Source organism: Burkholderia sp. RF7-non_BP4, assembly GCF_001521935.1.
Taxonomy (GTDB): domain Bacteria; phylum Pseudomonadota; class Gammaproteobacteria; order Burkholderiales; family Burkholderiaceae; genus Burkholderia; species Burkholderia diffusa.
The window spans coordinates 32,652-51,726 of record NZ_LOTA01000091.1 but is presented as its reverse complement, the minus strand read 5'-3'; the positions used below and the strand labels follow the sequence as shown (position 1 = coordinate 51,726).

General features: G+C 64.0%; 20 protein-coding genes. 4 read left to right on the top strand and 16 right to left on the bottom strand.

The features are described 5' to 3' along the window. The first annotated feature begins 119 nt into the window (after positions 1–119). Positions 120–2,507, top strand: coding sequence for a penicillin-binding protein 1A (locus WS49_RS28935; protein WP_156441469.1), 2,388 nt, complete (start codon positions 120–122; stop codon positions 2,505–2,507). 98 nt (positions 2,508–2,605) lie between these two features. On the opposite strand, the gene cyaY is transcribed toward WS49_RS28935, so the two are convergent. Continuing rightward, entirely contained in the window at positions 2,606–2,932 is a 327-nt protein-coding gene (cyaY, locus tag WS49_RS28930) for an iron donor protein CyaY (protein ID WP_059535587.1), read from the bottom strand. Positions 2,933–2,968: 36 nt separating this feature from the next. Between cyaY and lptM the strand changes: the two genes are divergently transcribed. After that, complete coding sequence (gene lptM / locus WS49_RS28925; protein WP_059535586.1) at positions 2,969–3,250, top strand: LPS translocon maturation chaperone LptM; 282 nt, start codon at positions 2,969–2,971, stop codon at positions 3,248–3,250. An 86-nt stretch (positions 3,251–3,336) separates the two neighbouring features. Here lptM and msrQ read toward each other — a convergent pair whose 3' ends face one another. The 5 genes from msrQ to WS49_RS28900 all read right to left on the bottom strand — a co-directional run bounded on the left by msrQ (position 3,337) and on the right by WS49_RS28900 (position 9,468). Further along, positions 3,337–4,026: a protein-methionine-sulfoxide reductase heme-binding subunit MsrQ gene (gene msrQ / locus WS49_RS28920; RefSeq protein WP_059535669.1), complete on the bottom strand. Its 690-nt coding sequence runs from the start codon at positions 4,024–4,026 to the stop codon at positions 3,337–3,339. A 20-nt stretch (positions 4,027–4,046) separates the two neighbouring features. Further along, a complete protein-coding gene (gene msrP, locus WS49_RS28915) occupies positions 4,047–5,042 on the bottom strand; it encodes a protein-methionine-sulfoxide reductase catalytic subunit MsrP (protein WP_059535584.1) in 996 nt (331 codons plus the stop codon). 159 nt (positions 5,043–5,201) lie between these two features. Continuing rightward, the gene (gene ccsB, locus WS49_RS28910) at positions 5,202–6,392 is read right to left on the bottom strand and encodes a c-type cytochrome biogenesis protein CcsB (protein WP_059535582.1); all 1,191 of its coding nucleotides are present in this window, start codon (positions 6,390–6,392) and stop codon (positions 5,202–5,204) included. A gap of 4 nt (positions 6,393–6,396) precedes the next feature. Then, entirely contained in the window at positions 6,397–8,613 is a 2,217-nt protein-coding gene (locus WS49_RS28905) for a cytochrome c biogenesis protein ResB (RefSeq protein ID WP_059535580.1), read from the bottom strand. A 201-nt stretch (positions 8,614–8,814) separates the two neighbouring features. Further along, positions 8,815–9,468, bottom strand: a complete 654-nt coding sequence (locus WS49_RS28900) for a c-type cytochrome (RefSeq protein WP_059535578.1) — start codon at positions 9,466–9,468, stop codon at positions 8,815–8,817. Between the two features lie 218 nt (positions 9,469–9,686). Here WS49_RS28900 and yihA point away from each other — a divergent pair, with 218 nt between their 5' ends. Then, positions 9,687–10,346 carry a ribosome biogenesis GTP-binding protein YihA/YsxC gene (yihA, locus tag WS49_RS28895; RefSeq protein WP_059505749.1) on the top strand — a complete coding sequence of 220 codons (660 nt, stop codon included), beginning with the start codon at positions 9,687–9,689 and terminating at the stop codon, positions 10,344–10,346. 253 nt (positions 10,347–10,599) lie between these two features. Further along, complete coding sequence (hemB, locus tag WS49_RS28890; protein ID WP_059535576.1) at positions 10,600–11,598, top strand: porphobilinogen synthase; 999 nt, start codon at positions 10,600–10,602, stop codon at positions 11,596–11,598. A 115-nt stretch (positions 11,599–11,713) separates the two neighbouring features. On the opposite strand, the gene dsbD is transcribed toward hemB, so the two are convergent. From dsbD to secY, 10 genes are all read right to left on the bottom strand, one after another. After that, a complete protein-coding gene (gene dsbD / locus WS49_RS28885; protein ID WP_059535574.1) occupies positions 11,714–13,561 on the bottom strand; it encodes a protein-disulfide reductase DsbD in 1,848 nt (615 codons plus the stop codon). Beyond that, the gene (gene cutA, locus WS49_RS28880; protein WP_057924809.1) at positions 13,554–13,880 is read right to left on the bottom strand and encodes a divalent-cation tolerance protein CutA; all 327 of its coding nucleotides are present in this window, start codon (positions 13,878–13,880) and stop codon (positions 13,554–13,556) included. The genes dsbD and cutA overlap by 8 nt, the downstream gene beginning before the upstream one ends. Positions 13,881–14,087: 207 nt before the next feature. Then, positions 14,088–14,483: a 50S ribosomal protein L17 gene (rplQ, locus tag WS49_RS28875; protein ID WP_006477175.1), complete on the bottom strand. Its 396-nt coding sequence runs from the start codon at positions 14,481–14,483 to the stop codon at positions 14,088–14,090. A 136-nt stretch (positions 14,484–14,619) separates the two neighbouring features. Continuing rightward, a complete protein-coding gene (locus WS49_RS28870; protein WP_006477176.1) occupies positions 14,620–15,597 on the bottom strand; it encodes a DNA-directed RNA polymerase subunit alpha in 978 nt (325 codons plus the stop codon). Positions 15,598–15,721: 124 nt separating this feature from the next. Next, positions 15,722–16,345, bottom strand: a complete 624-nt coding sequence (rpsD, locus tag WS49_RS28865; protein WP_012362893.1) for a 30S ribosomal protein S4 — start codon at positions 16,343–16,345, stop codon at positions 15,722–15,724. Positions 16,346–16,500: 155 nt separating this feature from the next. Next, complete coding sequence (gene rpsK / locus WS49_RS28860) at positions 16,501–16,902, bottom strand: 30S ribosomal protein S11 (RefSeq protein ID WP_004197937.1); 402 nt, start codon at positions 16,900–16,902, stop codon at positions 16,501–16,503. A gap of 28 nt (positions 16,903–16,930) precedes the next feature. After that, the gene (gene rpsM, locus WS49_RS28855; RefSeq protein WP_039323572.1) at positions 16,931–17,296 is read right to left on the bottom strand and encodes a 30S ribosomal protein S13; all 366 of its coding nucleotides are present in this window, start codon (positions 17,294–17,296) and stop codon (positions 16,931–16,933) included. Positions 17,297–17,334: 38 nt separating this feature from the next. Beyond that, entirely contained in the window at positions 17,335–17,451 is a 117-nt protein-coding gene (rpmJ, locus tag WS49_RS28850) for a 50S ribosomal protein L36 (protein WP_004199844.1), read from the bottom strand. Between the two features lie 20 nt (positions 17,452–17,471). Beyond that, entirely contained in the window at positions 17,472–17,690 is a 219-nt protein-coding gene (gene infA / locus WS49_RS28845) for a translation initiation factor IF-1 (protein ID WP_004521905.1), read from the bottom strand. 9 nt (positions 17,691–17,699) lie between these two features. Further along, positions 17,700–19,049, bottom strand: a complete 1,350-nt coding sequence (secY, locus tag WS49_RS28840; RefSeq protein ID WP_006400642.1) for a preprotein translocase subunit SecY — start codon at positions 19,047–19,049, stop codon at positions 17,700–17,702. Positions 19,050–19,075: the final 26 nt, after the last annotated feature.

Here is a 19,075-nt window from a genome sequence, read left to right as displayed (position 1 = left end):
CGGCCGCGCGGACCCCATACTGACGGCACCGCGATCAGCCGCGTGCCGGCGGACGTCCCCCGCGTCAGGGACCGTCTTACCGGGCAGCTATAATCGCGGGACTGTTTTCCGGTATGCCTATGCAATCCACGTCCCCTACGTCCCCGCCTCCCGCGCCCGAGCCGAAGAAGCGGTCCTGGTGGCTGAAAGTCCTGATCGGCCTCGCCGCGATGTGCGTGGCCCTCGTCGTGGCCGGCGGCCTCGTGCTCGGCTACGCGCTCGTCGTCGCGTGGCCAAACATGCCGTCGCTCGACGCGCTGACCGACTATCGTCCGAAGGTACCGCTGCGGATCTACACGTCGGATCACGTGCTGATCGGCGAATTCGGTGAGGAGCGCCGCGACATCGTCCATTTCAAGGACGTACCCGACTCGCTCAAGAAGGCGATCCTCGCGATCGAGGATGCGCGCTTCTACGATCACGGCGGCGTCGACCTCACCGGCATCGCCCGCGCCGGCTTCGTCGCGCTGACGAACGGCCATGCGTCGCAGGGCGCGAGCACGATCACGATGCAGGTCGCGCGCAACTTCTTCCTGTCGAGCGAAAAGACCTACACGCGCAAGATCTACGAGATGCTGCTCGCGTACCGGATCGAGCGCGCGCTGACGAAGGATCAGATTCTCGAGGTCTACATGAATCAGATCTATCTCGGCCAGCGTGCGTATGGCTTCGCGAGCGCCGCGCGGGTCTACTTCGGCAAGGACTTGAAGGACATCACGCTCGCGGAAGCGGCAATGCTCGCGGGGCTGCCGAAGGCGCCGTCCGCGTATAACCCGGTCGTCAATCCGAAGCGCGCGAAGGTGCGCCAGGAATACATCCTGCAACGGATGCTCGAGTTGAACTTCATCACGCGCGAGCAGTACGACGAAGCCGTCGCGCAGCCGCTCGTCGTCAAGGGCGCCGGCCGCGAATTCAGCGTGCACGCCGAGTACGTCGCGGAAATGGTCCGCCAGATGATGTACGCGCAGTACCGCGAGGAAACCTACACGCGCGGCTTCAACGTCGTCACGACGATCGACTCCGCCGACCAGCAGGTCGCATACACCGCGCTGCGCAAGGGCATCATGGATTACGAGCGCCGCCACGGCTATCGCGGGCCGGAAGGCTTCATCGAGCTGCCGGCCGGCGCCGACGACCGCGAACAGGCGATCGACGACGCGCTGCTCGAGCACCCCGACAACGGCGAACTGGTCGCGGCGGTCGTCACCGCCGCAACCTCGCGCCAGATCACCGTCGCCTTCATCGACGGCAGCAGCGCGACGATCGAAGGCGACAACCTGCGCTTCGCGTCGGGCGCGCTGTCGGCCAGCGCGCAACCAAACCGCCGCATCCGGCCGGGCGCGATCGTCCGGGTCGTGAAGAACGACGCAGGCAAGTGGGCGATCACGCAGTTGCCGCAGGTCGAGGGCGCGTTCATCTCGATCGTCCCGCAGGACGGCGCGATCCGCTCGCTCGTCGGCGGCTTCGACTACAACAAGAACAAGTTCAACCACGTCACGCAGGCGTGGCGGCAACCGGGTTCGTCGTTCAAGCCGTTCATCTACTCGGCGTCGCTCGACAAGGGCCTCGGGCCGGCCACGGTGATCAACGACGGCCCGCTGTATTTCAGCGCCGCGGAAACCGGCGGCCAGCCGTGGGAGCCGAAGAACTACGGCGGCGGCTTCGAAGGCCCGATGTCGATGCGCACCGCGCTGCAGCGCTCGCGCAACCTCGTGTCGATCCGGATCCTGAACCACATCGGCACGAAGTACGCGCAGCAGTACATCACGCGCTTCGGCTTCGACGCCGACCGCCATCCGGCCTATCTGCCGATGGCGCTCGGCGCGGGCCAGGTCACGCCGTTGCAGATGGCCGGCGCGTACTCGGTGTTCGCGAACGGCGGCTTCCGCGTGAATCCGTACCTCATCGCCGAAGTGACCGATCCGAATGGCGCGATCGTCGCCCGCGCGCAGCCGCTCATCGCCGAGCAGAACGCGCCGCGCGCAATCGACGCGCGCAACGCGTACGTGATGAACAGCCTGCTGCAGAGCGTCGCGCAGCGCGGCACGGGCGCGCGCACGAACGTGCTGAAGCGCACCGACCTCGCCGGCAAGACCGGTACGACGAACGATTCGCACGACGCATGGTTCGCCGGCTACCAGCACACGCTCGCGGCGATCGCGTGGATCGGCTACGACAATCCGCGCAGCCTCGGCGATCGCGAAACCGGCGGCGGCCTGTCGCTGCCGGTCTGGATCGACTACATGGGCGCGGCACTGAAGGGCACGCCGGAGTTCAAGCCGACGATGCCGGACGACGTCCAGGCGCTCGGCAGCGAGCTTTACTTCACCGAGTTCACGCCGGGGCACGGCTTCGTGTCGACGGTCGGCGTGCCGCAGGCGCCGGCGGTGCAGAACACCGACGAACCCGTGCCGCACGTCGACGAGCAGGAGAAGCAGGACATCATGAACCTGTTCCGCGGCCATTGACACGAACGGCCCGAGCATGAAAAAAGCGCCCCGCGGGGCGCTTTTTTCTTGTGCTTCGATCCGGCGTATCGGGCGCCCGGTCGGGCGAGCGCCGGACGTTACGCGCCGAACATGATCGGCTGGCCGGCCTGCTGCGTCGCGTAGTCGGTGAGCGCCGCGAAGAACTCGGAGCCGGTGCGCGTATCGCGCCATTCGCCGTCGACGAAACGGTAATGGAATCCGCCCGCCTTCGCGGCGATCCACAGTTCCTTCATCGGCGGCTGGAGATTGATGATGATCTTCGAGCCGTTCTCGAACGTCAGCGTCAGCACGCTGCCGTTGCGCTCCAGATCGATGTCGTGGTCGCCGTCGTTCGCGGCATCCACGGTACGCTCGACGGCCGCCAGCACGGCCTCGGCACGGGCCAGGTATTCAGTATCGGACATGCTAAACTCTATCGGTTAAATTGTTCAGGGACGATCATGCGAGTCGTTTTCCGGATGAGCGCGATTGTAGCGGCTTTGGCGATACTTGCCGGCTGCGGTCAACGCGGCCCGCTCTATCTGCCCACCGTGCCGCCGTTGCCGGCGAAGCCCATCCAGCAACAGGACACGCCGCCGTCGGACGTCACGCCGACCGATGAAAACGCGTCGACCGAAAGCATTCCCGATTCTTCCGGCACACCGCTCACGCTGTCGCCGGAGCTGTCGAGCGATGCGTCGAGAGCCGCGACGCCCGCATCCGGCCCGGTTGTCGCGCAATAATCGCACCCCGCGGCCCGCGCGGTTTCGTTCGCAACAAAGGCGATGACTTCCCGTCATCGCCTTTTGTTTTTTTCAGGCCCGCATCGTCAAGCACGGATGCGCCGCCAGCCCCATTCAAGCAGCCGCCAGCCGAGCAGCACCGCGACGATCGTCGCGTAGAGCTTCGGCTGCGCGAGATTGTGCTTGCCTGCCCTCATCCACCAGAAATGCAGCACGCCGAACAGCGCAATCGCATAGATTGCGCGATGCAGCGTCGCCCAGTGACGGCCGAGCCGGCGCACCATCGCGCGCGGCGACGTCGCGGCCAGCGGAATCAGCAACACGAACGCGGCGAAGCCGACCGTGATGAACGGACGCTTCCCGACGTCCTTCAGGATCGCGAGCACGTCGAACCACTTGTCGAACCACAGATACGTCGTGAAATGCAGCGTCGCGTAAAAGAACGCGAACAGGCCGATCATCCGGCGAAAGCGCAGCAATGCGGGAACGCCCGTCACGCGCCGAAGCGGCGTGACGGCGAGCGTGATGCAGAGCATCACCAGCGTCCAGAGGCCCGTCGAACGCGTGATGAACTCGATCGGGTTCGCGCCGAGCCGGTCGGTCAGCCCGAACAGCACAAGACGCGCGAGCGGATAGAGACCGGCCGCGAACACCAGCACCTTGGCGGGGGCAAGCCAGCGCGGCGAGGCGGTACGCGCCGCCCCGGCCCCTGCACCACCGGCGGCAGCCGTGCGCATGCCGGACGCGCGCGCGGGCGTCAGCGTGGAGGAAGGAATGTCGTTTCTCACCGGCAAGCTCAGAAGTTCTTTTTCAGGTCCATGCCCTGATACATCGACGCCACGAGATCGCCATAGCCGTTGAACATCAGCGTCTTGCGCTTCGGCGTGAAGAAGCCGTCCTCGCCGATCCGGCGCTCGGTCGCCTGGCTCCAGCGCGGGTGATCGACGTTCGGGTTCACGTTCGAATAGAAGCCGTATTCGTTCGACGCATACGTGTTCCAGCTCGTCTTTGGCTGCTTGTCGACGAAGCGGATCTTCACCAGCGACTTCGCGCTCTTGAAGCCGTACTTCCACGGCACGACGATCCGCACCGGCGCGCCGTTCTGGTTCGGCAGCACCTGGCCGTACATGCCCATCGTCAGCAGCGTCAGCGGATTCATCGCCTCGTCCATCCGCAGCCCTTCCGAATACGGCCAATCGAGCACCGGCGCCGACAACCCAGGCATCTGCGACGGGTCGGCCAGCGTGATGAACTGCACGTATTTCGCGTTGCCGGTCGGCTGCACGCGTTTGATCAGCTCGGACAGCGGCACGCCGATCCACGGAATCACCATCGACCATCCTTCGACGCAACGCAGCCGGTACACGCGCTCCTCGAGCGGCGCGAGCTTCAGCAGTTCGTCGAGATCGAACACCTTCGGGTGCAGCACCTCGCCCTCGACGCTCAAGCGCCACGGGCGCGGCCGCAGCGTGCCCGCGTTCTGGGCCGGGTCGCTCTTGTCGGTGCCGAATTCGTAGAAGTTGTTGTAGGACGTGATGTCCTTGAACGGCGTCACCTTGTCGGCCGCGACGAACCTCGGGTTAGTTTTCGCCGCAAGCTTCGCGGCCCGCGCGTCCGGCGACGCATAGGCCGCGAACGCCGCGTCGCTGCCGCCGAGCAATCCGCCCGCCGCCGCCAGGCCGGCGGCCTGCAATACGCGCCGCCGGTTCTCGAATACCGCGCGCGGCGTAATCTGGCTCTGCGCGATATCACCGCCGGTCAGTACGGTGCGCAAAGAGTGTTTGATCCACATCGTGCTGCTCCTCCTGCATGCGCGGCGCGCACGCTTCATGAGCGTTCGACCCGACCCGTGCTGCGCCGTTCGACGCCCGGACCCGCCCGCCCGTTACAAAAGAAAACCGCCGGGCACGCAGTGCGCCGGCGGTCTTTTGTCGGACCAACGTCGGAAATCTTACAGCTTGCCGTAGCTATGCAGCCCGGACAGGAACATGTTGACGCCGAGGAACGCGAACGTCGTCACGAGCAGGCCCGTGAGCGCCCACCAGGCGGCGACCGCGCCACGCAGGCCCTTCATCAGGCGCATGTGCAGCCAGGCCGCGTAGTTGAGCCACACGATCAGCGCCCAGGTTTCCTTCGGGTCCCAGCTCCAGTAACCACCCCATGCTTCAGCGGCCCACAGCGCGCCGAGGATCGTTGCGATCGTGAAGAACGCGAAACCGACCGCGATCGACTTGTACATCACGTCGTCGAGCACCTCGAGCGTCGGCAGGCGATCGGCGAGCACGCCGCGCTCCTTCATCAGGTACGCGACCGACACCATCGCCGACAGCGCGAAGCTGCCGTAGCCGATGAAGTTCGCCGGCACGTGAATCTTCATCCACCAGCTCTGCAGCGCCGGCACGAGCGGCTGGATCTGCTGCGCGTCGCGCGCGACCGAATACCACATCAGGAAGCCGACGGCCGCGCTGATGACCAGCAGCACGAACGCGCCGAGCGAGCGCGTGCCGTAGTGGCCTTCGTAATACAGATAAAGCAGCGCGGTGATCAGGCTGAACAGCACGAAGACTTCATACAGATTCGACACCGGGATATGCCCGACGTCGGCACCGATCAGGTAGGACTCGTACCAGCGCACCATCAGGCCGGTGAAACCCATCAGCACCGCGACCCACGTCATTTTCTGGCCGATCGCGGAGCCCGATTCGGAGCGCGCGAGCAGGCCGATCCAGTAGAAGATCGTCGCGAGCACGAACAGCGCGCTCATCCACAGAATCGCGGACTGGCTCGACAGGAAGTACTTGAGGAAGAACGCCGAATCGGCGCGCGCGAGATCACCCTGGTAGATCTGGATCGACAGCAGCGACAGCACCGCGATCGACGCCATCATCAGCCGCGCAGGCTTCCAGCGCCAGCCGAGCACGACAAGCGCCGGCACCGTGCCGATCATCACCGCCTTGTCGTAGTAATTCATGTGTTCGTTGTAATGCACGAACGCATAGCCCGCACCGACGACGAGTGCCAGGGCGAACAGCCAGTCGATGATCGACAGGCGCGCGAGGAACGGACGGTCGTCGAACAACGGCGCCGGATTCGGGGCCTGGACCGGCCCCGAACGGGAAGAGGAAACTTGAGTGAGATCCATGATGTTACCGGGTGGAATTCTCGGAATCGGAACCGTCGCCGGCGGGCGGACGGGCAGTCGCTGCCGCACCGGCGGGTGCGGCGTCGCGCGGCGTGGCGCGCAAGGCGGCGCCGGCCGCGTCGCGCGTCTGCACGAATTCTTTCTCGAAATCGAAGGTCTTGCGGGCCGTGGACATCGCCATCACCACATCGACGCCCGAACCGGCGTCCTTGAGCCAGAACCAGAGTCGCCGCTCGCGCACGTAGAACATCGAGAAGATGCCGGCGACCAACAGCAGGCTGCCAAGATACACCAGATTCTTGCCGGGTGCGCGCGTCAGCTGAAATACCGAAGCTTGCACCTGCTTGAAGGAGTCGAGCTGCAAATAGACCGGCGATCCGTACAAGAAGCTGTCGGATAGCGCATTGATCGCGTTCTGCACGAAGCGGATCGTGTCGGCGCCCTGCTGGGCGGCCGGCTCGCCGGCACGCTCGCGTGCGATCTGCCAGACCTCCCACATCGACCCCTCGAGCATGCGCAGCAGCAGGCTGGCCGCCTTTTCCTGCTCGGCCTTCGGCACCGAGCGGTCGATGAACGTCGCCACCGCCTGGAAGCCGCCGACCGGCTGGCCGTCGGCGCCGCGGCCGACGCTGTCGTCGCTCGCCGCAAAAAGGGTCAGCACCTTGAACGCGCTGTCCTGCAGGCGGCCGCGCAGCGACGCTTCGGTCGTCGGCAGCGAACGCTGCGCGAAACGTGCGGCGGCGTCGGCACGCACGGCCGGATCCTCGAGCGCGGCGCGCAGGCGCATCCATTCGCCGATCGAATCCTGGCTGTCGGCCGGAATCCGCATGTAGCGGAACGGATCGTTCGGGCTCGCGCGCACGCCGGCGAGGAACACGCGCGTGCCGCCCATGTCGACGGGCAGCATGTAGTTGTTGAATTCGCGCGCCTGGCCGTCCTTGCCGCGAATCTTGTACTGCACAGACGGGCCGATGTTGTGGAGCTGCATCGGCTTCGACGTCTTCGCGCCCGAACCGAGCCGCTCGTCGAATGCTTCCTTGAGCGACTCCGTCTTCGCGACGCCGCGCACGTCCGGCTTGCCGTTCGCGTCCGCCATGTTCTCGACGTTGATCGCCCGGAAGTCGGAGAATTCGATCGTGTCGCCGTCGCTGCCCGGCATCTGCAGCGGCGCCGTGCTGCCGATCGTGCCCTTCACCGCGAAGGTCTTCGCGTTGCCGCCCGTCATCGGGTAGGCCGTCATCTCCATCTGCGAGCCGCCGTCCTGGAAGCTCGACTGGTAGATGGACACGCCCTTGTACGTGAACGGCTTGTTGACCTCGACGCGCGCCGGGATCTTCTGGCCCGTCTCGCGATCGATCACGACGATGTCGCTCGCGAACAGCTTCGGCATCCCCGTCGTGTAGTAGTCGACGATGAACTTGTTGAGCTGGATCGAGAAGGGCAGGTCCTGGATCAGCGAACCGCTCGGCTGGTTCAGGATCGCGGTGGACACGAACTGGCCTTCCGGCACCCACGCGTAGCCGCGGAACGTCGGGTTCGACGCGGACAACCGATGGTCGGGCGAGATTTCGCTGATCGTCGCGCTCGTGTTGACCGGGCTCTTGCCGAACATCCACATCTGGAATTTGATCGGCAGGTTGCTGTCCAGCAGGCCGCCGATACAGATCACGACGATCGCAAGGTGCGCGGAGATGTAGCCCCACTTCGTCAGCGCGCCGCGTTTCGCGGAGATCAGCGTTGCACCGTCGGTTTCACGCACGACGTGCTTGTAGCCGGCCTTGGTGACGAACGTGGCAAGCGAGGCCGCGACGGTCGCGCGCGTGCCGGACGCCGAGTATTCGGCCTTGTGGTGGAAGGCGCGCAGGCTGCCTTCGCGCACCTTGTCCTTCCAGCTCTTCGCGTCGGCAAGCATCTTCGGCGCGTTGCGGATCACGCACAGCGAGATCGACACGACGAGGAAAATCAGGATCAGCATGAACCACCACGCGCTGTACACGTTGTACAGGCCCAGCGAGCGGAAGATGTCCGCCCAGAATGGCCCGAACTGGTTCACGTAGTTCGGATACGGGTCATCCTGGGTCAGGACCGTCCCGACGATGCTCGCGATCGACAGCACCACCAACAGTGCGATCGCGAAGCGCATCGAGCTCAGCAACTCGACCGCGCGCCTGGACGCACTTTGACCCGACTTCGACTGCAACCCCGACGTGGTAACGCTCATTCAAACTCCGACTAAGGGGAAACAGCCCCCACGCTCACTATGTTCGCTGCCCCCGCGGGGGCGGTCAGCACTCTTGGGACGGCCCGGCGAGTGCCGACAAAAAAGGGCGAGGCAACCGCAACGGTGCGGCGCCCCACCCTTTTCTTGTTCTGACTCCGGCCGCCCTTCGGGCGTCCGGTCATTCCATTCGCGACCGTCCGTTCAACGCAGGCCCGCGATGTAATCCGCGACGGCCTTGATCTCGTTGTCCGACAGACGTGATGCGATCTGATGCATCGCCTCGTTGTTGTTGCGCGCGCCGACACCCTGCTGGAACGCGGTCAACTGGGCCACCGTGTAATCGGCCCACTGCCCCGACAAACGCGGGTACTGGACCGGAATCCCCTGCCCCGTCGGCCCGTGGCAGCTCGCGCAGGCGGGCACACCCTTTTCCGCGATGCCGCCGCGATAGATCTTCTGGCCGATCGGCACGGTCGCCGCATCGCGTGCGGTGCCGAGCTTCGTGGACTGCGATCCGTAATACGCGGCGACGTTGCGCATGTCGTCCGCGCTCAACGCGCTCGCAAACCCGACCATCACCGGATTGGTCCGCGCCGGCCCCTTCGCGCCCGGCTGGGCCTTGAAGTCGTTCAACTGCTTGACCAGATATTCGGGATGCTGGCCGGCGAGCTTCGGAAAACTGCCCGATGCGCTGTTGCCGTCGGCGCCGTGACACGACGCGCAGACTTGCCCGGCAATCGCCTTGCCGCGGTCCAGATCCGGCTTTGCCGCATCCGCCGCGTTTGCCTCCGCTACGAAACCTACGAACCCTGCTGCAACCTGAAGCACCATCAGAGACTTGCACAGTCGATTCATTCGCACACCCTGTTTCGTCTTGTGGGAATTTGAGGTTCTGCAAAAAACGACGTCGACCAGTCTACCGCAGAAGCTGCATAAAAGCGCGAGGCAGGCGCCCGCAGCCCTTCGGCAAAACCGGCGTATTGTACAATATCGCGCTGAAAGCTCCCGCGCCTATCGGGGCTACCCCGCCTCCACCAAGCGGCTCGCGCCGCCCCGTCCCTCCGGTTTCCCCCATGGCCTTTTTGCTCCATCAAGCCCGCTTCTACACGACCGTCAACCATCTGCGCGACCTGCCGCCGACGGTGCAACCGGAAATCGCGTTCGCGGGCCGCTCGAATGCCGGCAAATCGACGGCGATCAACGTGCTGTGCAATCAGAAGCGGCTCGCGTTCGCGTCGAAGACGCCCGGTCGCACGCAGCACATCAACTACTTCTCCGTCGGCCCGGCCGCCGAGCCCGTCGCGAACCTCGTCGACCTGCCCGGCTACGGTTACGCGGAAGTGCCGGGGGCCGCGAAGGCCCACTGGGAAATGCTGCTGTCGTCCTATCTCGCGACGCGTTCGCAGCTGTGCGGCCTGATCCTGATGATGGATTCGCGCCGCCCGCTGACCGACCTCGATCGCCGGATGATCGAGTGGTTCGCGCCGACCGGCAAGCCGATCCACACGCTGCTGACGAAGTGCGACAAATTGACGCGCCAGGAAAGCATCAACGCGCTGCGTAACACGCAGAAGGGACTCGACGCGTATCGCGACCAGGGCGTGAAGGGCAAGCTGACCGTCCAGCTGTTCTCGGCGCTGAAGCGCACGGGGCTCGACGAAGCGCACGAGCTGATCGAGAGTTGGGTGCGGCCGTCCGCCGCCGACGAAAAAGGCGAGCCTGTAGCACAATGAGCGGGCAACGCGCGGCCGGGATCGGCCGTGCGCACCTGACGGCACCTGCGAATTCGGCCGGCTCATAAAAAAACCCGCCGTTGAACGGCGGGTCAAACAGCCTAATCGAAAAACGACAGGCACCCGCTCAGGGAGGAGAAGCGGGGAGCTGCACGCGACGCGTGCCGCTCGATCGCTATCATATACCAACGATCTCGAAAATGACCTAAGGGTTCCGTAAGGTCCTTCTTGCCCTGATTTCTGCCAAATCGCCATGAGCTTCCATCCGCTTCATCGTCCGCGCCGGATGCGCCGCGACGACTTCTCCCGGCGCCTGATGCGCGAAAACCGCCTGACCACCGACGACCTGATCTACCCGGTGTTCGTCGTCGACGGCACCAACGAACGTCAGGCAGTCCCGTCGATGCCCGGCGTCGAGCGCGTGTCGGTCGATCTGCTGATGCACGTCGCCGAGCAGTGCGTCGAACTCGGCGTGCCCGTGCTGTCGCTGTTCCCGGCCATCGAGCCGTCGCTGAAAACGCCGGACGGCCGCGAAGCGGCCAATCCGGAAGGCCTGATCCCGCGCGCGGTGCGCGAGCTGAAGAAGCGTTTCCCCGAGCTCGGCGTGCTGACCGACGTCGCGCTCGATCCGTACACGAGCCACGGCCAGGACGGCGTGCTCGACGAAAACGGCTACGTGGTCAACGACGACACGATCGAGATCCTGGTCGACCAGGCGCGCGCGCAGGCGGAAGCCGGCGTCGACATCGTCGCGCCGTCGGACATGATGGACGGGCGCATCGGCGCAGTCCGCGAGATGCTGGAAAGCGACGGCCATATCCATACGCGCATCATGGCCTATTCGGCCAAGTTCGCGTCGGCGTTCTACGGCCCGTTCCGCGATGCGGTCGGCTCGGCGTCCAATCTGGGCAAGGGCAACAAGATGACCTACCAGATGGATCCGGCGAACAGCGACGAAGCGCTGCGCGAAGTGCGCCTCGACATCGACGAAGGCGCCGACATGGTGATGGTCAAGCCCGGCATGCCGTATCTCGACATCGTGCGCCGCGTGAAGGACGAGTTCCGCTTCCCGACCTACGTGTACCAGGTGAGCGGCGAATACGCGATGCTGAAGGCCGCCGCGATGAACGGCTGGCTCGACCACGACAAGGTTGTGCTCGAATCGCTGCTCGCATTCAAGCGCGCAGGCGCCGACGGTGTCCTCACGTACTTCGCGCTCGACGCTGCCCGTCTGCTGAAAGCGCAGCGCTGAGCCGCACGACGGCGCGTATCAAGAAAAACGGCGGGACACTTCATCGGTGTCCCGCCGTTTTGTATTTGTCGTCCGGCCGGCGTAGCGGGCGCCTATATGCGTGGACGCGCGCGCCTTACACCGTCGGCACCGCCGCGCGATCGAGGCTGCGCAGGAACGTCTCTGCCGCCTGATAGCCGACCACGCGGCCGATCTCATTGCCGTTGCGATCGAAGAAGATGATGCCCGGCGGCCCGAACAGGTTGAAGCGCTTGAGGAGCGCCTGGTCCGCCGGATTGTTCGCGGTGACGTCCGCGCGCACCAGGTGAAGCTGCGCGAGCCGCGCCTGCACGCGCGAATCAGTGAACGTCAGATGCTCCATCTCCTTGCAGCTCACGCACCAGTCGGCGTAGAAGTCGAGCATCACGGGTCGGCCCGACGTCTTGAGCAGCGCGTCGAGCTCGCCGCTGGAGCGTACCGACGCGAACGCGGGGCCCGCCTGCCCGGCCGCCGCGCCGGCTGCCGACGCATCGCCCGACGCAACCGTGCGCGCCGCGAGTACGGCCAGCGGCTTCACGGGGTCGTTGGAGCCCGCCGCGAGCCCGACGAGCAGCGTCGCGGCCCAGATCGCGAGCGCCGCACCGAGGCCGCGACCGAGACGGCGCCAGATCGACGCGGCGCCGGCATGCGGCGTGAACAGGCCGAGCGCCGCCGCCGCAACGAGCAGCCACAGCGCGGCGAGCACCATCTTCAGCCCGCCCGCGAGCACCGGCCACACGATCCACAGCGCGGCGGCGAGCAGCACGATGCCGAAGAACACCTTCACGCCATCCATCCATGCGCCCGCGCGCGGCAGCACCGTGCCGGCACCGATGCCGACGACGAGCAGCGGCACGCCGAGCCCCAGCCCCATTGCGAACAGCGCGGCACCGCCGAGCCACGCATTGCCGGTGTGCGCAATGAACGCGAGCACCGCGAACAGCGGCGCCGTCATGCACGCGCCGACGACCAGCGCCGACAACGCACCCATCGCGGCGACGGCGACGAAGTGGCCGCCCTGCCGCGCGCGCGAGGCTTCGGCCGCGCCGTTCTGCCAGCGCTCGGGCAATGCGATGTCCTTGCCGGAAATCAGCGATACCGCGAATGCCGTGAGCAGCACGCCGAACGCGCCGAGCACCCACGGGTTCTGCAACCACGCGCCAAGGCTCTGGCCGACCAGCGCCGCCGCGATGCCCAGCACCGTATAGACGAGCGCCATGCCGACCACGTACGTCAGCGACAGCGCAAAGCCGCGCGCATGCGTCGCCCGCGTGCCCTGGCCGATGATGATCGCCGACACGATCGGAATCATCGGATACGAACAGGGCAGGAGACTCAGCACGACGCCCGCGACGAAATACAGCGCGACGATCGTGAAGAAGCCGTGCCCCTCGAGCAGCGACTGCGCGAAATCCGCGCTCGTGACCTTGTCGAACCAGTTGCCCGAGGCCGGTGCGCCGTCGGCCGGCGCGGCCGCGCCCAGCGCCGCGCCGTCGACCTTCACGACGTGCTCCGCGGGCGGATAGCAGATCCCTTCGTCGGCGCACCCCTGCGACGTCACCGCGAGCTCGAACGGCCCCGCCGCCTGCTTGACCGGCACATGAATCACGACCTCGTCGCGATAGGTCTCGACTTCCTTCTGGAACGTCTGGTCGAACTTCACATGACCGGCCGGGAACAGTGGATCGCCGAGCGTCGCCTGCCCGCCCTTCACCGCGAAAGCGAACCGCTCTCGGTACAGGTAATAGCCATTGGCGACCTTGAAGCGGACGTCCACCTGCCCCGGCGCTTCGCTCGCGCTGAATTTGAATGCGACCGACGGATCGAGAAAATCGTCGGCCGCGCGCGCGACCGACAGGCCGCCCAGCATGAACATGAACGACAACAGGACTGCGAGGACCCGCAGCGCGCGCACGCGCACGGAAAGCGCCATACCGTTAAACATGAAATAGACGTTGAGTTTCGCTGGTCACCCACTGGCCGTATGCGGCCGAAGCCGTCGCCTGCCACGAGACGATTTCCGGCGTCTCGTACGGATGATGCGCGAGAATAAATCGCTCCAGTTCGAGCGAGCGCACGGGGCTCGTCTTGAACAGCAACTGGATCTCGTCGGCCGTCTCGACCTTGCCCTGCCAGTGGTAGCGCGACTTGATCGCACCGAGCTCCGATACGCACGCGGCAAGCCGCGCATCGAGCGCGCCGTCGGCGAGCGCTGCGGCCGTCGCCGCGTCCGGCACCGTCGTCAGCATCAACACCACCACCATACGCGCCCTCCTGGCTGGTTTTTGCCGGCTTCCGCCGCCACGATCGGCCCATCGAAGGTCCGCGCCGACAGTTCCGTATCGTAGCGCAGCCTGCGCGACGCTGCCGGCCGCGGGCTGCGACAATCGATCGCAGCCCGCGGCGCCACAAAAACAAAAAGGGCCAAGCATTTGCCCGGCCCTTTTCAGATACTGCTGCGTACTGGAAGCTTACTCGGCTTCTTGCACGTTTTCCGTTTCGTCGACTTCCGGACGATCGAGCAGCTCGACCAGTGCCATCGGTGCGTTGTCGCCGACGCGGAAGCCGAACTTCAGCACGCGCAGGTAGCCGCCCGGACGGTTCGCGAAACGCGGACCGAGCACGTCGAACAGCTTCGCCACCGAGTCACGATCGCGCAGGCGGTTGAACGCCAGGCGACGGTTTGCCAGCGACGGCTTCTTGCCGAGCGTGATCAGCGGCTCGACGACTTTACGGAGTTCCTTCGCCTTCGGCAGCGTCGTCTTGATGACTTCGTGCTCGATCAGCGAGTTGGACATGTTACGGAGCATAGCCAGACGGTGGCTGCTCGTGCGGTTCAGTTTCCGCAGACCATGACGATGGCGCATTTCAGTTTCCTTGATTCAAAGTTTTGATCCAGCTCTTCTATCGCACCGCTGGGGTGCACGGGCCGGTAACGAAAAAAGCAAGATGCGGATCTTAAAGGAAAATCCGCATCTTTGCCAACTACAGCAACAACCGGGCTTACTTGTCGAGACCAGCCGGCGGCCAGTTTTCGAGCTTCATGCCCAGCGTGAGACCGCGCGAAGCGAGCACTTCCTTGATCTCGTTGAGCGACTTGCGACCGAGGTTCGGCGTCTTCAGCAACTCGTTTTCCGTGCGCTGGATCAGGTCGCCGATGTAGTAGATGTTCTCGGCCTTCAGGCAGTTCGCCGAACGAACCGTCAGCTCGAGATCGTCCACCGGACGCAGCAGGATCGGATCGATCTGCGGTGCGCGCGACGGTGCCTCTGCAGCCGTTTCCGTGCCTTCCAGTGCCGCGAACACGGACAGCTGGTCGACCAGGATGCGGGCCGATTGACGGATCGCCTCTTCCGGGGTGATCACGCCGCTCGTCTCGATGTTCATCACGAGCTTGTCGAGGTCGGTACGCTGCTCGACACGTGCGCTTTCAACTGCGTAGCTCACGCGGCGAACCGGCGAGAACGACGCGTCGAGAACGATGCGGCCGATGATCTTGGCCGTGTCTTCGCCATAGCGACGGACGTTGCCGGGCACGTAGCCGCGACCCTTTTCGATCTTGATCTGAACGTCGAGCTTGCCGCCCTTCGACAGGTGTGCGATCACGTGATTCGGGTTGATGACTTCGCAATCGTGAGCCAGCTCGATATCGCCGGCCGTGACGACGCCTTCGCCTTCCTTGCGCAGGGTCACCGTCACTTCGTCACGGTTGTGCAGCTTGAACACCACACCCTTCAGGTTCAGCAGCAGGTTGACGACGTCCTCTTGCACGCCATCAAGCGTCGAATACTCGTGCACCACGCCGGCGATCGTGACTTCGGTCGGCGCGTAGCCAACCATCGACGACAGCAGCACGCGGCGAAGCGCATTGCCCAAGGTGTGGCCGTAACCGCGTTCGAACGGTTCCATGACCACCCTCGCGTGGTTCTCGCCCAGCGATTCCACGGCGATGATCTTGGGTTTCAGCAAACTGGTTTGCATGGGCTTTCCTTTTCAATACCCTCGGCTCGTTACACCGATAAGGCTGACCGGTAACAACCAGAAAATAAACAGCCGAGGCCCCTCCTTGCGTAACGCAATCGGGGTACCTCGGCCGTCAATCGGATTAACGCGAATACAATTCGACGATCAGGCTTTCGTTGATGTCGCCTGCGATGTCAGCGCGTTCCGGCATTTGCTTGAACGTGCCTTCGAACTTCTTCGCATCGACTGCAACCCAGCTCGGCATGCCGCCTTGCTCGGCCAGCGACAGCGCTTCGACGATACGCGCCTGCTTCTTTGCCTTTTCGCGGATCGCGACGACGTCACCCGCCTTCACTTGCTGCGACGGCACGTTCGCGACGACGCCGTTCACGGTGATCGACTTGTGGCTCACCAGCTGACGCGCTTCAGCGCGGGTCGAGCCGAAGCCCATGCGATACACGACGTTGTCGAGACGCGACTCGAGCAGTTGCAGCAGGTTTTCACCCGTGTTGCCCTTGCGACGGTCGGCTTCAGCGAAGTAGCGGCGGAACTGACGCTCCAGGACGCCGTAAATGCGCTTGACCTTTTGCTTTTCACGCAGCTGCGTACCATAGTCGGACGTACGTGCGCCCGAGGTACGACCGTGCTGACCCGGCTTGCTGTCGAGCTTGCACTTGTCGGCGAGCGAGCGGCGCGCGCTCTTCAGGAACAGGTCGGTGCCTTCACGGCGGGACAGCTTGGCCTTAGGGCCGATATAACGTGCCACTTTGCATTCCTTTATCAATCAGTCACGCGGATCGAAATCCGCGCTAGTTCGCGCCCTTTGGGGCGAACGGTGGGCTTAGTCAATCAAAAAAGCAACGCCCGTCGACGCTACGCGGCGACAGGCAAATGTGCCAGCACGAACGTGCCAGCACATTCTTAGATACGACGGCGCTTCGGCGGACGGCAGCCGTTGTGCGGAATCGGGGTGACGTCCGAAATCGCGGTGATCTTGATGCCGAGGCCATGCAGTGCGCGCACTGCCGACTCACGACCCGGGCCCGGGCCCTTGATCCGCACTTCCAGATTCTTCACGCCGTATTCCATCGCCACGCGACCGGCCGACTCAGCAGCAACCTGAGCAGCGAACGGCGTCGACTTGCGCGAGCCCTTGAAGCCCTGGCCGCCCGACGTCGCCCATGCCAGTGCATTGCCCTGGCGATCGGTGATCGTGATGATCGTGTTGTTGAACGACGCGTGAACGTGAACCACGCCTTCAGCGACGTTCTTCTTAACCTTCTTGCGAACGCGTTGCGCCGCGGTGTTCGAAGCCTTAGCCATTACGTTTTCCTGTAACTGTCAGTTCCGCTTACTTCTTCAGCGCTTGCGCTGCACGACGCGGACCCTTGCGGGTACGTGCGTTCGTACGCGTACGCTGACCGCGCATCGGCAGGCCCTTGCGATGACGAACACCACGGTAGCAACCGAGGTCCATCAGGCGCTTGATGTTCATCGTCACTTCACGGCGCAGATCGCCTTCGACGATGAACTTGCCCACTTCTTCACGCAGCTTTTCGAGGTCTGCGTCGGTCAGGTCCTTGACCTTCTTCGAGAATTCCACGCCAGCTGCCGTGCAGATGCTGCGCGAGCGCGTGCGGCCGATACCGAAGATTGCCGTCAGGCCGATCTCGGTATGCTGGTGATTCGGGATGTTAACCCCTGCGATACGAGCCATTGTTTTTCCTCAAACAAAAAGCGCAAACAAACGCGCGGTCAGCCTTGGCGCTGCTTGTGGCGCGGATCCGAGCTGCAGATCACGCGAACGACGCCTTTGCGCTTGATGATCTTGCAATTGCGGCAAATGCGCTTAACCGATGCCATCACTTTCATGATAATACCCTTTTTTCAAATCACTTCGCCCGGAACACGATCCGCGCACGAGACAGATCGTAAGGCGTCAATTCAACCGTCACCTTGTCGCCCGGCAGGATGCGGATGTAGTGCATCCGCATCTTCCCGGAGATATGCCCCAACACGACATGGCCGTTTTCCAGCTTCACACGGAAGGTCGCATTCGGGAGGTTTTCGATCACCTCACCTTGCATCTGGATTACATCGTCTTTGGCCATAGTCCTTAATTAACGCATTGGGATGTTGCCGCCCTTGAAGTTTGCCTTCTTGAGCAGCGACTCATACTGTTGCGACATAACGTACGACTGCACCTGCGCCATGAAGTCCATCGTGACGACGACAATGATCAGCAGCGACGTTCCACCAAAATAAAACGGCACGTTCCAGCGCAGCACCAGGAATTCCGGCAGCAGACACACGAAGACGATGTAGATCGCACCGGCCAGCGTCAGACGCGTGAGGATGCGGTCGATATATCGTGCGGTCTGATCGCCCGGACGAATGCCCGGAACAAACGCGCCGCTCTTCTTCAGGTTGTCCGCGGTTTCCCTGCTGTTGAACACCAGTGCGGTGTAGAAGAAGCAGAAAAACACGATTGCCAGCGTGTACAGCAGCACATAGACCGGCTGACCCGGCTTCAGCGCCTCCGCGACGTTATGCAACGTGTTGGAGATCCAGCTTCCCGACGGCTGACCCGTGCTGAACCAGCCGAGAATCGTGGCCGGAAACAGGATGATCGACGACGCGAAGATCGGCGGAATCACGCCCGACATGTTCAGCTTCAGCGGCAAGTGCGACGACTGGCCACCGTAGATCTTGTTGCCGACCTGGCGCTTCGCGTAGTTCACGAGGATCTTGCGCTGACCGCGTTCGATGAACACGACCAAGTAAGTCACCGCGGCAATCAGAACGACGATGATGATCGCCGAAATGATGCTCATCGAACCCGTGCGCACCAGCTCGAACAGCCCACCGACGGCATTCGGGAACCCTGCTGCGATCCCGCCGAAGATGATGATCGAGATGCCGTTGCCCAGACCACGCTCGGTGATCTGCTCACCCAGCCACATCAGGAACATCGTGCCGGTAACCAGCGTCACGACCGTCGTCAGCCGGAACAGCATGCCGGGGTCGATCACGAGGCCCGGCTGGTTTTCCAGCGCAGCCGCGATACCGAACGCCTGGAAGGTCGCGAGCACCACGGTGAAATACCGCGTGTACTGCGTGATCTTCCGTTGCCCTGCCTGCCCTTCCTTCTTCAGCGCCTCAAGCTGCGGCGAGACGATCGCCAGCAACTGCATGATGATCGACGCCGAGATGTACGGCATGATCCCCAGCGCAAAGATCGTGAAGCGGGAAAGCGCGCCACCCGAGAACATGTTGAACATGCCCAGGATGCCGCCCGCCTGACTCTGGAACAGCTTCGCCAGTTGATCCGGATCGATGCCCGGCACGGGGATGTGCGCGCCGATGCGATAGACGATCAGCGCCAGGAGCAGGAACATCGCTCGCCGACGCAGATCGCCGAATTTCGCCGTGCTTCGACCGGGTTTTGCAAGACTCGGGCTGTTAGCCAAGTACCTTCTCCGATGAATGCAAGTAA

What these genes read in the sequence shown, in the direction of transcription:
- rpmJ (WP_004199844.1), bottom strand. Translation starts at nt 17,451, where the DNA reads ATGAAAGTGATGGCATCGGTTAAGCGCATTTGCCGCAATTGCAAGATC.
- lptM (WP_059535586.1), top strand. Translation starts at nt 2,969, where the DNA reads ATGCGAGTCGTTTTCCGGATGAGCGCGATTGTAGCGGCTTTGGCGATA.
- WS49_RS28900 (WP_059535578.1), bottom strand. Translation starts at nt 9,468, where the DNA reads ATGAATCGACTGTGCAAGTCTCTGATGGTGCTTCAGGTTGCAGCAGGG.
- dsbD (WP_059535574.1), bottom strand. Translation starts at nt 13,561, where the DNA reads ATGTTTAACGGTATGGCGCTTTCCGTGCGCGTGCGCGCGCTGCGGGTC.
- WS49_RS28870 (WP_006477176.1), bottom strand. Translation starts at nt 15,597, where the DNA reads ATGCAAACCAGTTTGCTGAAACCCAAGATCATCGCCGTGGAATCGCTG.
- msrP (WP_059535584.1), bottom strand. Translation starts at nt 5,042, where the DNA reads ATGTGGATCAAACACTCTTTGCGCACCGTACTGACCGGCGGTGATATC.
- rpsK (WP_004197937.1), bottom strand. Translation starts at nt 16,902, where the DNA reads ATGGCTAAGGCTTCGAACACCGCGGCGCAACGCGTTCGCAAGAAGGTT.
- ccsB (WP_059535582.1), bottom strand. Translation starts at nt 6,392, where the DNA reads ATGGATCTCACTCAAGTTTCCTCTTCCCGTTCGGGGCCGGTCCAGGCC.
- WS49_RS28935 (WP_156441469.1), top strand. Translation starts at nt 120, where the DNA reads ATGCAATCCACGTCCCCTACGTCCCCGCCTCCCGCGCCCGAGCCGAAG.
- rplQ (WP_006477175.1), bottom strand. Translation starts at nt 14,483, where the DNA reads ATGCGCCATCGTCATGGTCTGCGGAAACTGAACCGCACGAGCAGCCAC.
- hemB (WP_059535576.1), top strand. Translation starts at nt 10,600, where the DNA reads ATGAGCTTCCATCCGCTTCATCGTCCGCGCCGGATGCGCCGCGACGAC.
- rpsM (WP_039323572.1), bottom strand. Translation starts at nt 17,296, where the DNA reads ATGGCTCGTATCGCAGGGGTTAACATCCCGAATCACCAGCATACCGAG.
- infA (WP_004521905.1), bottom strand. Translation starts at nt 17,690, where the DNA reads ATGGCCAAAGACGATGTAATCCAGATGCAAGGTGAGGTGATCGAAAAC.
- cyaY (WP_059535587.1), bottom strand. Translation starts at nt 2,932, where the DNA reads ATGTCCGATACTGAATACCTGGCCCGTGCCGAGGCCGTGCTGGCGGCC.
- yihA (WP_059505749.1), top strand. Translation starts at nt 9,687, where the DNA reads ATGGCCTTTTTGCTCCATCAAGCCCGCTTCTACACGACCGTCAACCAT.
- WS49_RS28905 (WP_059535580.1), bottom strand. Translation starts at nt 8,613, where the DNA reads ATGAGCGTTACCACGTCGGGGTTGCAGTCGAAGTCGGGTCAAAGTGCG.
- cutA (WP_057924809.1), bottom strand. Translation starts at nt 13,880, where the DNA reads ATGGTGGTGGTGTTGATGCTGACGACGGTGCCGGACGCGGCGACGGCC.